This window comes from Pseudomonas sp. KU26590, from assembly GCF_026153515.1.
GTDB lineage: Bacteria > Pseudomonadota > Gammaproteobacteria > Pseudomonadales > Pseudomonadaceae > Aquipseudomonas.
The window spans coordinates 2095152-2108047 of record NZ_CP110644.1; the positions used below are offsets into that span (position 1 = coordinate 2095152).

The 12896-nt window shown below is 53.5% G+C and carries 10 protein-coding genes; 8 read left to right on the forward strand and 2 right to left on the reverse strand.

The features are described 5' to 3' along the window. Nucleotides 1-442: 442 nt before the first annotated feature. The 5 genes from OKW98_RS09455 (at nucleotide 443) to OKW98_RS09475 (ending at nucleotide 6361) form a co-directional block, all read left to right on the forward strand. Nucleotides 443-1465 carry a branched-chain amino acid aminotransferase gene (locus OKW98_RS09455; protein ID WP_265389692.1) on the forward strand — a complete coding sequence of 341 codons (1023 nt, stop codon included), beginning with the start codon at nucleotides 443-445 and terminating at the stop codon, nucleotides 1463-1465. 1062 nt (nucleotides 1466-2527) lie between these two features. Beyond that, the gene (locus tag OKW98_RS09460; RefSeq protein WP_265388919.1) at nucleotides 2528-3697 is read left to right on the forward strand and encodes a hypothetical protein; all 1170 of its coding nucleotides are present in this window, start codon (nucleotides 2528-2530) and stop codon (nucleotides 3695-3697) included. A gap of 13 nt (nucleotides 3698-3710) precedes the next feature. Then, nucleotides 3711-4988, forward strand: coding sequence for a hypothetical protein (locus tag OKW98_RS09465; protein WP_265388920.1), 1278 nt, complete (start codon nucleotides 3711-3713; stop codon nucleotides 4986-4988). Continuing rightward, on the forward strand, nucleotides 4985-5632 hold the full coding sequence (locus OKW98_RS09470) for a 2OG-Fe(II) oxygenase (RefSeq protein ID WP_265388921.1): 648 nt from the start codon (nucleotides 4985-4987) through the stop codon (nucleotides 5630-5632). Before OKW98_RS09465 ends, OKW98_RS09470 begins: the two co-directional genes overlap by 4 nt. Nucleotides 5633-5746: 114 nt before the next feature. Continuing rightward, complete coding sequence (locus OKW98_RS09475; RefSeq protein ID WP_265388922.1) at nucleotides 5747-6361, forward strand: LysE family translocator; 615 nt, start codon at nucleotides 5747-5749, stop codon at nucleotides 6359-6361. Between the two features lie 341 nt (nucleotides 6362-6702). Here OKW98_RS09475 and OKW98_RS09480 read toward each other — a convergent pair whose 3' ends face one another. Continuing rightward, complete coding sequence (locus OKW98_RS09480) at nucleotides 6703-7701, reverse strand: NAD(P)H-quinone oxidoreductase (RefSeq protein WP_265388923.1); 999 nt, start codon at nucleotides 7699-7701, stop codon at nucleotides 6703-6705. A gap of 96 nt (nucleotides 7702-7797) precedes the next feature. After that, nucleotides 7798-8973 carry a saccharopine dehydrogenase family protein gene (locus OKW98_RS09485; RefSeq protein WP_265388924.1) on the reverse strand — a complete coding sequence of 392 codons (1176 nt, stop codon included), beginning with the start codon at nucleotides 8971-8973 and terminating at the stop codon, nucleotides 7798-7800. 110 nt (nucleotides 8974-9083) lie between these two features. Here OKW98_RS09485 and OKW98_RS09490 point away from each other — a divergent pair, with 110 nt between their 5' ends. From OKW98_RS09490 to OKW98_RS09500, 3 genes are all read left to right on the forward strand, one after another. Beyond that, nucleotides 9084-9983: a LysR family transcriptional regulator gene (locus OKW98_RS09490; protein WP_265389693.1), complete on the forward strand. Its 900-nt coding sequence runs from the start codon at nucleotides 9084-9086 to the stop codon at nucleotides 9981-9983. A 359-nt stretch (nucleotides 9984-10342) separates the two neighbouring features. Continuing rightward, entirely contained in the window at nucleotides 10343-11161 is an 819-nt protein-coding gene (locus OKW98_RS09495) for a class II aldolase/adducin family protein (RefSeq protein ID WP_265388925.1), read from the forward strand. A 252-nt stretch (nucleotides 11162-11413) separates the two neighbouring features. After that, nucleotides 11414-12871 carry a calcium-binding protein gene (locus tag OKW98_RS09500; RefSeq protein ID WP_265388926.1) on the forward strand — a complete coding sequence of 486 codons (1458 nt, stop codon included), beginning with the start codon at nucleotides 11414-11416 and terminating at the stop codon, nucleotides 12869-12871. Nucleotides 12872-12896 lie beyond the last annotated feature (25 nt).

Genomic DNA, 12896 nt, shown 5'->3' on the forward strand with positions numbered 1-12896 from the left:
GGGCTGCCCCTCCTGGCGGGATTGAAAGGCCGCTATCGACCCTAGCGGCCCTTGGCTGAGGGTAGCAAACGGCCAATCGCGGTCATTCATTACGCGGCAGTTTCCCACGCCTGCGAAGAAGACCATGAAGAATCCGAACACAATATGCGCTGGCTTGCTGCGCATACCGCACACCGCATTGGCCATATGGTCGGCGGAATAAGTGTAGCGTTCCCTACGATCTGAAGCAGGATTGCGTTAACCGACTGATAGAGGCTACCCAGCAGACTTCCAGACAATTAGCGCTAAACGGCAACGTAGCCGCAACCCAGCCGCAATCTTCACGTCCAATCCTTCAGCTGTTCAGTCGTCACGTGCCGAATGTGCACTGGACATTGGGTGATATGCTGAGGACTGTTTTTCGATGAAAAAAGGATTTCTCAAGATGGATGCAGAGGTGCAAATGCAGGGTGTAGAAATAAATTGGGACAAGCTGGGTTTTGATTACATAAAGACAGCTTTTCGTTACCGAATGCTTTGGCGTGAGGGGGAGTGGCAGAAAGGAGCTCTGACCGCAGATAACCAAGTGCACCTGAGCGAAGGATCCACCGCGCTGCATTACGGACAGCAGTGTTTTGAGGGGCTGAAGGCATACCGTACACAAGCAGGAATTGATCACATTTTTCGTCCGCTTGAAAATGCGCGAAGGATGGCCCGCAGCTGCAGGCGCCTTCTAATGCCGGAAGTGCCGGAAGATTTATTCGTGGAAGCCTGTCGCCAAGTCGTCTTGGCCAATAAAAAATTCATGCCTCCTTATTCGAGCGGCGGCGCACTTTACCTGCGCCCATATGTTATCGGGGTCGGGGACAACGTGGGCATCCGTAGTGCACCGGAGTTTTTGTTCTCCGTGTTCTGCGTGCCGGTAGGGTCATATTTTAAAGGTGGGCTCAAACCGCATGATTTTCTAGTTACCGATTACGATCGAGTAGCCGCGGCCGGCACTGGCTCCGTGAAAATTGGCGGAAATTATGCTGCGGGGCTGTTGCCTGCGGCGGAAGCGAGAGGACGGGGTTTTGCTGACTGCATATATTTGGACCCTGATACTCATAGCAACATTGAAGAGGTTGGAGCGGCGAACTTCTTTGGAATATCCCAAGACCGTCGTAAATTCATTACTCCTAGCTCGTCTTCGATACTGCCCGGCATCACACTTGATTCGCTGATCACCATTGCCGCACAGCGTTTAGGGCTGCAGGTGGAACAGCGCCATATCCGGATCGATGAGCTTAATCAGCTCTCTGAAGCTGGTGCATGCGGAACAGCTGCCGTGATCACGCCTATCCGTAGCATAGAACACCGCGGCGCTATACATGCATTTGATGCAGGCGATGAGGTCGGACCAGTCACACTACGTCTTTATCAGGAGCTGACGGGCATCCAGAAAGGAGACGTATCGCCATTCCCTAACTGGCTCGTGGATACATAAAGTTGTAACTGTACGTCGATGCGGCGTAGCCGTCGGCAGCCTAACGGTTGTCGGCGTTACGCGAATTCATTAGATATCCAGGCATGGGTACCACCGCAGCCCAGCCACAGTGGCGGAATTCCTCGACCTCCTCGTATTCCGCTCAAAAAGGTACACAACCGTCTGCTGCCAAACCGCCAACCCGTCCGGAAATCGAGCCAGATGACACTTATCCTCGTGCCGGTGCTCACCTACGTTGCAGCCATCCTAAAGATGGCGCTGCAGGTAGGCCTCTTCCGCCGTTAGCCTGATCTCAGCAAGCACGAACCGAATAAATTGAGCAGCCGGCATGAGCGCTTAATGCGTCGATTTCGCTGTACACGTCCGGCCGGCGCCAGCCTTGTAGACGCATAACATCTGTATTCAAGCATTGGGCATAAGGCCAGGAGGAGTGTTGAAGCGAGCGCTTGTCAGTAAAGGGACCGACGAAGACACCTGCGGGAGTTCTATTTTGGGGCACACTCCGACTGCAGAGCTAGGTGACTCGAATCACTTAAAATTCGAGTATTTGGTGTCAATTCAATGACTTAAATCCATAATTTTTTCCAGCGACATTTTTCTTTTACTGAATGTTCTGACACGGCGAAAGAAATGCGCTCTTACTGACACCTGCGCCCAGTTTCGGTGCAAAAGATTGTGTCAGTATGTCTACAAAAAAATCGCGCGCTTGGCTTCCAATGGGGCGCTTGTTGTTTTAGATTGGGATCCACACATGGACGAAGGACTAGCGCAGTATGCGAAGTATGAATAAAATCTCAAGAACTCAACTCCCCATACCTGGATTGCAACCTCTTGAGTTAAGTGGCTGCAAGTCCTGTCGCCAGCTTGACGTATTGCTACATAATCGAAGCTGATAACCCCCATTTTATCATATAGTTCTCACACCTCGTTAACGCTGAGTGGATAACGCTGCTTGAAGTGCAGCCACTTATTTTCGCTAGTTTATTGCACCGTGCGTAAAATGCCAGTGCGAGAAATGGGCCGCAAATGGAATTACTGTTCTAGGAATAGAGGGATCGTGTGATGTTCGTCGAAATTGATTCAAAGACAAGTCGTGCCATTTTGAAATCCATATCCTATGGACTACCCTACGACCCAGTCGGGCTGCATCGTGACTCTAACGCGATCTCTAACAGGCTTTCAGAATTGCGTCACCGGTACAACGGAATGCGGATCGGACGGGGTAAAATTGACGCTCCGGTTAGCAACTACCTATTCTATCTAATGTTGAAAGAAAAGTACTCCGAATTCAGCTTTGAGCTTCGCCACTCCAAGAAGCAAGTATTGACCAACCTTCACAAATTCAAAACAGGCGGTCGAATACCCTCATTGGCTGCCCTATTACTTTCAGACTCAATAGGGACCAAAACGGATATAGAGCTAAAGTATGAAAGCGTTCTAAACAGCTCATTTAAAGCGCAGATAGCTACTTTGTTGTCAGATAGCGATATCATGGCGCCGGCTCCGAACTCAATGAAGAAACTCATAGAAACGCTCGATCACTGCAAAGACCGTAATGAACAGCTGACTCTCGTCAGCGCTATCTGCCCCGACTACGCATATATTAGAGACGCTACCGGACGACCTCACTATACTTTTAACAGCGTTGGTCATGGAACTGGGCTAGCAGGGGACAAGCTTATCAAAGCCGGTTACGCTATTAAAACCTTCGCGAGTGAATCAAGCTTACGCGTTAATCACATGCTCTATGGCGGAGAATTCGAATACAATTCATTTTACAAAGGTCAGTGCACCGAGGTGGAAAGGGCTGACTTTCTGTCCAAGGTAGAAACGCAACTTGTAACAGTTGGGGCGAAACTTCAAACTGATTTTCAAACGGTTTCATTTTTTCAAAGATGCGGTGGTGAGGAAGAGTGGGTTAATCAGCATGCCGTCATTAGTGCTCGAATACGTGCAGGTGACTACGGCGAAACCGGGCTGGACAAATTTTCAATGCAAGAGATCTACGAATCCAGACTCCCGCTGTATTCGAAGTGGTTTCCGAATGCTCCAGAAGAGAAGATCTGGAATAACTTCACTTCACAAGCAGCAGAATACGCATTGATGGGCAAGCTCTTTCACGAGCATCATGGACGCCATGTGGTAGTCGCGGTAGACCATTACAGGATGGAACCTTTCTATTCTTATTTCCACCCGTCATCAGTGCTGTATATCAAGACCGATTATGTGTGACCCAGAGGATGTTATGGAAAACAATTTTGAAACCCGCTACACAAAATACGGTTACGGTGTAAATGTTAGAAAAAGTTACGAACACCTGCCCTTTCAGGGCTTCTGGACATGGGTAACAGGGAAATCACTGAATTCCGCCGCGCCAAAGCATGCAAGAGAGACCCTCTTAACCCAACCCCAGCTGATCTTGCAAATAAGTTGGGGGTATGCTGTATTTTTTGCCTCCGTGATAATTGGCAAAATTATCTTGGATGCTGATATTTCGTGGATGCTTAAAGTTCTGTACTCACTACCTATATTTTGTATGATTGTAAATCGTTCGCGGGGGCTTTTACATACAAGCCATTACGTCATTCATGGGGCGGTATTACGAAGCAAAACCTTATCGAGATTTTATTACAAGTGGTTACTTTCAATTCCAGTTCTGCATACGCCCTGGGATGAGTACATGAAGATACACGTGGTGAAGCACCACGGGCTAGGCACCTTTAGTACCGAGCATGACGTCGACCAAGTTTTTATGACTAAACACGGCTTCTACAACGGGATGCGTGAGCCGGAGTTTTGGTTGAAAATCTTCCTCGCACCGTTTCATCCTCTAAGAATCTACGAGCATATTCGCTTTCGGATACTGGTTAATTTTATCGTCTGTAATTGGAATGAGAGGTTATGTCGCGCTACGTATTGGTTCATATTGATAACGGTGGCCTACGCCTCGGGGTACTTCGAAAGCTTTCTGATTTATTATGTAGGCTCGATTCTCGTCGTGACTCAATTCTCTTCTTGGATTCAACATATTACTGAGCATCAGTGGTTTGGCGTGAATCGTCTGAATTGGCCAAAGCACGTTTTCTATGGATCGTTAACATGGGGACGCTTCTTTGGCAGCCCTTACCCTGTCAAAGCCGAAGGCTGGCGGTTCGCTTTTATGTTTTGTAAATGGGTTTTAAAAGTGACATTCATTGATATTCCGCTCCGGCTTTTTGCTTACATGCAAGACCTGCCCAGTCACGACTTCCATCATCGCTTCCCGGCTGTAGGTTTTTGGAGTATTGCCCCCGAACGAGCTGCTCATGAGAACAAACCTTCCCGATACGGCCCGATGACAGAGACGTGGAGCATGAAAGAAGGAATACTAATCGCGCGGGACCATCTTTGCCGCGGGCAAAGCGACCCGTTCGATATAGAAGGCTGGTATCAAGCAAATAAACACACATATGCCGCCTTCTTTGACAACAAGCAGCGAGGCGCGCTGTCCACTCAATCACTAAAGGAGGAATGCAGAGTATGAAACTTACTACAGAAGGAATAGCGCATGAGCTCAGGTCGTTTGGAGTGGCGTACCTTCCGCCGAGTAGTGGAATATATGATGAGATCGTCTGGCAAGAAATCGATTTATTAATTAAATCACCTGATTTGCCGTGGGAGAAGATTCTCATCGGGGATGCGGATGAGAAAAATGATTTGCATGTTGCCAGGTTCATGACCGATATAGATATACCGAAGTATGTAAATCTTCCGCACTCACTCAAGATGAAAGATCTGGTCTGCCAGCCCGAACTCATGAACATATTTACTAGCCTCTTTGACGCTGAAGAATTCTTCATACGCCGTATGCAGGTAAATAAAATGCAAACGAATTCATATATTGGGAAACATCTGGACATCGATAGCAACCCTGATTATTCATATTCTATTGTTCTGCAGCTCGGCGACGGGTTTTCGGGAGGAGAGTTTACAGTCTACGACCAGGCGGGATCTGTATCGCGGTCGATAAAGCCAGCACTGGCATCTGTCGTAATCAGCGACTGTACTTTCGCGCACGAGGTCGAAACAGTGACCGCAGGTAACCGGATCTCGCTGGTTTTTTTTGTAAGTAAATACGCAGATCACAACAGGCGGAGTCGTCCTCCCCAAACACCGGCTATGGCGTAACCTTTCAAAACGCAAGGTTGGCAGTCCATTACTTATCCATCAGCGCTCCACGGAGCCGAATCCAAAATGATCCCACGGCGAGTGGGATCTCTCCTCTTAAGGGGATTTATTTATATGCATCTTACTATCGAATTACTTTACAGCTTTGCGATTTTTGCATTTGTGTCATCAATTACACCTGGCCCTAACAATACTATGCTCTTAGCATCTGGCGTAAATTTTGGTTTTTTCCAGACCATTCCTCACGCCTTAGGCGTCAGTTTAGGGTTCATGGCGATGGTTTTAGCAGTGGGGTTAGGGCTAGGGGCTGTATTGGAAGCCTTCCCTTCCATCTATAGCTTTTTGCGCTACGCGGGTGCCGCGTATCTGATCTATTTAGCATGGAAAATAGCTACCTCAGGCCCATTAGAGAGCGGATCCCACGTGAATAGCCGGCCGCTAAGTTTCCTGGGCGCGGCAGCATTTCAATGGATTAATCCAAAGTCATGGGTCATGGCGATTGGGGCAATCACGACCTACACACCCTCTGAGGGATATATTTACAACGTCGTTGTCGTCGCTGCTTGCTTTGCTGTGGTTAACATTCCATGTGTTTTGTCATGGGCGGGATTTGGCTCAGCGTTACGACGTTTTTTAACGAAACGGTCGTACCTGCATGCCTTCAACATCACGATGGCGATTCTTCTAATAATGTCACTTTATCCATTGCTCGAAAGCAGTGGCGTTTAGACGGAAGGCACTTATCACCACATGACGCCGCGTGCTTTTTAAGGCAGCGGCTATCAACGTCGATACCTAGTCAGCACTGCGAGGATGGATTCTCGCAGATTGGAACTCTGCTGACTCATGTCGCTTCTATCCATGCCGGCATAGGCTCAGTGCATACACCAATTGCCGAGCGTCGTTACGCGGAGTCCGAGAGAGTCAGCTATTGACCCAAAGCGGCCCCTCAGCACGTGGCTAAAACCGAACAGAAGCATCCGCTCGCCACCCACACAACCATGGACACCTCGAACAAAAAATGAACACGCCCGGCGGGCATTCAATACCACGCACCGGGCGACTCCCATTTACACCACCTTCAGCACGATTTTGCCGACATGGTCGCCTTGTTCCATTCGCTGATGCGCTTGTACTGCGTCGGCGAGAGGAAAAACACGGTCAATGATCGGCAGGCATTCGCCTTGACTGAGCAACGGCCAGACATTGGCTAGTACGGCGCGAGCAATCTCGGCTTTTTCCTCCGCGCTGCGCGAACGCATCATCGACCCTGTCACCGAGCCTTGCTTTTCCATCAGCGCCAGCAGATTGAAGTCCTTGACGGAGCTGCCGCCCAGAAAACCGATAATGACCAGTCGACCGCGTCGTGCAAGTGACGCCACGTTGCTCTCGAAATAGCTCCCGCCCATGATGTCGAGAATTACGTCCACACCCTTCTCGTGGGTTTGCCGGGCGATCTCCTGAGCGAAGTCCACCTCGCGGTAATTGATCGCTTCGCCACCCAGCGCGCGGATCCGGTCGCACTTTTCCTGGCTGCCGGCCGTTGCAAAAGCCTTGATCCCCAAGGCCTTGCACAGCATCAGCGCGGTCGTGCCGATGCCGCTGGTGCCGCCATGGATCAATACGGTGCAGCCCTTTCGGGCACGGCCCAGTTCGAAAAGATTGGCCCACACGGTAAAGAATGTTTCCGGAATAGCCGCGGCCTGAATCATGTCCACGCCGTCAGGGACCGGTAATGATTGGGTGGCCGCCACAACGCAGTATTCGGCGTAACCACCGCCATTGGTCAGCGCACAGACCTTGTCGCCCAGCTTGAAATCGGCCACGTTTGCGCCAACCCCAACAACCTCACCGGCCACTTCCAGCCCGGGCACAGGGGTCATGCCGGGTTTCATCGGGTATTTGCCCGAACGCTGTATGACATCAGGACGATTGATGCCGGCGGCGTGAACCCGGATCAGCAACTCGTGATCACCCGGCGTTGGCACATCGGCCTGCATTATCTTTAACACTTCGGGGCCACCGGGTTCGGTGATCTCGATGTAGTTCATACGGTTTGGCACATTCATGGGACACCTTTTGTTGAGTGGGCTAATTGTTGAGAGGGCTAAAGACTCTGAAAGCTGAACGTCAAAGACATTCAGCCTGTTTAGCTGCCCGTCGAATTAGCCCTCGACTGTAAACCTCAGTCCGGCTTTTTCAGTCAGGCGGTTGAGCAACGCCTCATTCAACGCCGCCGCGGGCGTCCAGCAACCGCCCGGGGTCTCCTCACGTGTCACATCGAACGCCAACGCCATCGCTGACTCGGCCAACATCTTGGATGTCGACAGGTAGCCCGGATCCTCGTCGCAACTCACGGATGCCTTGAGCACCTGACCATCGGCCAGTTCAGCGATGAACAGCACATCATAAAAGCCTGCCTCAAGCTCCTTCTGTGTCGGCCCTTGCCCCGGTTGCGGATGACCGCCCTCATTAAAGGAGAAGCCCGCCAGGCCAGGCTCATCGTCTTCGCTCGGTTGTGCCTTGAGCATCAGCATTTCGTCGTACTGAAACGACGTGCCCCACAGGTGCCCTTCCAGCAAGTTTGTGCGATGCACCGCCTTGGAATTGATGCCCGACATGATGAAAGGCCCGACCCAGGTCTGAGCCAGTTCATCCTGGTAGGGGGTCTGATCATCAGGTTGCTCGACACCTTTGAATCCCGGTGTGTAGGCAAATGGATCGGCGACCAGTGCGCCCAACGCAGGATCCTGCGCTGCCGCTGCAACCACCGCATCGACACTCAGGAACGTGCCACCGGACAGCACGCCTTGCATCTTGCGCACGCGGCCCCTGATCCGAGGCGCGTAGCGAGCGAACTTCTTCATGACCTGCTGCTGGGTGAACCATACGCCGAGGTCGAACGGCACCGAATCGAAACCACAGGAGAACACCAGTCGCGCGCCCGATGCCTGGGCTTGGGCCTGATAGCTGCCGATCATTTGGGCAATCCAGGGGATCTCCCCCGAGAGGTCGACGTAGTCCGTCCCCGACTCGGCGCAGGCTGCCACCAGGTCCGAGCCATAGACCGAAAACGGCCCTGCGGTGGTAATCACCACCCGGGTCGCGGCAACCATGTCGCGCACGGACGCCCGGTCCTGGGCATCGGCCACGATCAGCGGCAGCGCTGCGGCGTTTGCCCAACTGTCCCGAATGGCTTCCAGCTTGCTCAAGCTGCGACCGGCAATGGCCCACTTAACAGGGCCGTCGACGCCGTATTGAGTGAAGAAGTATTCAGCGACCAGCCGACCGGTGTAACCCGTGGCGCCGAAAATGATCACATCGAATGTTTGTTTACTCATGGAGGAGATGATTCCTGAAAGGGCCGCGAAGCAAAGGCGACACTCTAGCCATCCTGCCTACAAATGATTAGATGGTATGGTTGGAATAGACCTATAACCCCAGAGCATCAATCGTGCGCGACACCGTCACCGACCTCTTGGCCCTCCTTCGAGTGGCCCGTGAAGGCAGTTTTACCAAAGCGGCGGCCCAGCTTGGCGTTTCCCAGCCTGCGCTGAGCCGCACCATCACCAAGCTGGAATCGCGCCTGGGTGTGCAATTGCTGACCCGCAGTACCCGCAGCGTCGCGCCGACCGAAGCCGGAGCGCGCCTGATCGAGAGCATCGGGCCGCATTTTGACGGGATCGAGTCAGGGCTCAACGAGCTGAGCGAACTCAGCGGCATGCCCGCTGGTAGCCTGCGCATCACCTCCATGGAGCACGCAACCCATCTAGTCCTTGCCCCGGCTGCGCTGCAATTGATGACCGACTATCCGGGCATCAAGGTTGAAATCAACGACAGCTACGCATTGGTCGACATCGTTGCAGAGCGCTTCGATGCCGGTATCCGCCTGGGGGCGCAGCTGGCTCAGGACATGATCAGCATGCCCATCGGCCGGGATTTTCGCATGGCATTGGTGGCCGCCCCCGCCTATCTGGAACACCGTGCTAAACCCCTGACGCCACAGGATCTGACCGAGCACGCCTGTATCAACCTGCGCCAGCCCACCTCGGGAGGATTGTGGGCTTGGCCTTTCGCAAAAAACGGGAGAGAAATCAAAGTACGCGCCGACGGGCATCTGGTGAGTAACAACATCTGGCTCATGCGTGATTTTGTCAGGGCGGGTGCCGGACTGGGGTACTTCCCGGAGCATCTGGTCGAGCAAGATCTGGCACAAGGTCGCCTGGTGCGGCTGCTTGAGGACTGGACTGGCACCGTCACCGGGTATCACCTCTACTACCCAAGCCGGCGCCAACACAAACCGGCTTTTCGTCTGCTTCTGGATGCCCTGCGTGATCAGTCAGGTCGCTGACTGTCTCCCTCTGGCCGATCGCTGCCTCTCGACTCAGGCGGTATTGAGCGACAGACATGCGTTTGAGAGAAGGGCGGATAACTGTCAGTGCATATCACGTTAGGCAGTCTGAATTTCGCTAACGGACTCGGTAGGTCTAACCATCAGCTGCCGCCTATCCTCTGGCGGTCGTGCAGGAATCGCTCAGTGGTCTGATGGCGCAATCGCTGGGCAGGAACGGGATACCGCTTAAGGCCCATTCCGGTTCGATAATAAAAAATATTGATAATTAGCTTAGAAGAAAATGTGATTTTTAATCGTTTTCGACAACGCATAGGCTGCCCTGATCAAGTCTGAACCAGACCCTCAGGGAGTCATGCATGAGCAACGTCAGTGCTTTACCCGTTCAGTCCAGCGTCAGCACCATCGCTAATGCCAGCAGCGTACGCGATCGGGTCAGCCCGCAAGAGTGGGAGGTGCGGGTGAAACTGGCGGCGGCTTACCGGTTCGCCGCCCTGAAACGCTGGACCGATCACATCTACACGCACTTTTCCGCGCGCGTGCCGGGTCCTGACGAGCACTTCCTGATCAACGCCTTTGGCTTGCTGTTCGACGAGATCACGGCCTCCAATCTGGTCAAAGTCGATATCGACGGCACCATCGTCGATGACCCGACCGGCCTGGGCATCAACAACGCCGGCTATGTGATCCACAGCGCCATCCATGCAGCGCGCCCTGATTTGCAGGCGGTGCTGCACACCCACACCCGCGACGGGATTGCCGTCTCTGCGCAGAAAAACGGGCTATTGCTGATCTCCCAGCATTCCCTCGGTTTCTCCGGGCGCTTGGCGTACCACGGTTACGAAGGCATCGCGCAGGACCTCGGCGAGCGCGAACGACTGGTGGCGGACCTGGGCGACAAGAGCGTGATGATCCTGCGCAACCACGGTCTGCTCACGGCAGGGCTGAGTGTCGAGCATGCGTTTCAACAGCTGCACAACCTCGAATACGCCTGCAACATCCAGATTGCCGCGCAGGCGGCGGGCAATGCCGAACTGATCTTCCCGCCTGAGGAAGTGGTGAATAGGGTGGAAGAACAGGCCAAGGTGCTCAAAAGCGGCACGGGGCCTGGCGTGACACGGCACTGGAATGCGCTGATTCGCGAACTGGATCGGCACGGGACGGATTATCAGGCGTGATCACATTGATTCAGCAACGCGAAACGTTGTTGGAGCGCGCGAAGAGGCAGGTACATCCGATACAAACGCGTCGGATGTACCTGCCTCTTCGCGGGCAAGCGCGCTCCTACAGGATGCTGCAAGCTTATGAAGACCAGCACAGCATTTGTTCACGGAAAGTCGATACTGGCCACTGCTGCCCGCGAACCAACTGCCGTTTTGCCTATCACAGCTATCGCCGCCCACTCTGGCGGCAGCTCAGGGAGCGTTCCAATGGCAGATAAACAAAAGGTTTTTTGGTACGGCACCGCGGGTAAGGATGAATTTTTCAGTTCCTTCGATCTCAATGTTATCTACGGCGGTGCTGGCGACGATTACATTGAGGGTCGAGGTGACAGCGTGCTGATCGGCGGGGCCGGTTCGGACAGTTTCTACGCCTATGGAAACGCCGTACTGCGCTATGCGTCCATCAGCGACAGTAGCGGCTCGCACGTCGACTACATCGATTATTTCGATAAGGCTGATCGCCTTGACCTGACCGCGCTGGGCATTTCCGGCATTGGTGACGGCACACACGGAACCGTTCAGATCGTCAGCAATACAGATGACGGCTATTATCGGACGATTCTCAGAAGCTACGATGTCGATGAAAGCGGCAACCGGTTCGAGCTACTCCTGAGTGGCGATTACACCCTGACCAACGCCAACTTCCAGCGCCTGATTGCAGGCAGCGATTCGGGCGACAGCGTTGTCGGCACCTCGGCGGGCGCAGAGACCCTGATGGGCTACGGGGGTCGCGATACCTTGTCTGGCCTGGCCGGCGATGATCGTCTGGCGGGCGGCCTGGGCGGCGATACCCTGACCGGGGGCACCGGCGCCGACGAGTTCGTATTCAGTTCCGTGTCCGACAGCATCCGCACTTCGACAGGTTCTGCCCACACTGCCGGTCGGGATCTGATCACTGATTTCAATGCAGCTGAGGGCGATCTCGTGGATCTGTCCAGTCTGGGGTTCAGCGGCCTGGGCAATGGCTTCAATGGCACTCTGAAGGTCGTGGTCAATGGCGCAGGTACGCAGACAGCCTTGAAGTCGCTGGAAGCCGATGCTGACGGCAATCAGTTTGAAATCCTGTTCAGCGGTAATCTCAAGGCCGACCTGAATCGCGACACGGTGGATTTCGGTAACACCACCGGGCCCAAGATCGTCAATACGATGACCCGCGATAACATGGATGTGCTCGGCACCGGCGGCAATGACATCCTGGTCGGCGGCGTGGGCAATGATCAGATGGTGGGTTTTCAGGGCAACGACATCATAAACGGGGGCGCTGGTAACGACGTCATGGCCGGTGGCATGGGCAAGGACACACTCACCGGTGGCAGCGGCCTTGATGACTTCGTTTATTACCGCATGACCGACAGCTATCGCACGGCGGACGCCAGTCATTCGGACCTTATCACCGACTTTGAAAGCGGAGACCGTCTGTTCATTCTCGATCTGGGGTTCGACCGCACGGGCGATGGACGAAATGGCACCTTGAAGCTCGACTACAACGAAGACCAGGACAGGACCTACCTGCGCTCCTTTGAAGCCGATGCAGACGGGCGTTTCTTCCAGATTGCACTGAGCGGCAACCACACAAGCGTTCCGGTCCTTTATGACGGCCTTTATCTGGATGAACCGCTGATTTCTATTGTCGGCATCAATCCAGCCGAGCCTGCGCCTGTGTAACCTGTCTGCCCGACGACATTTGCCA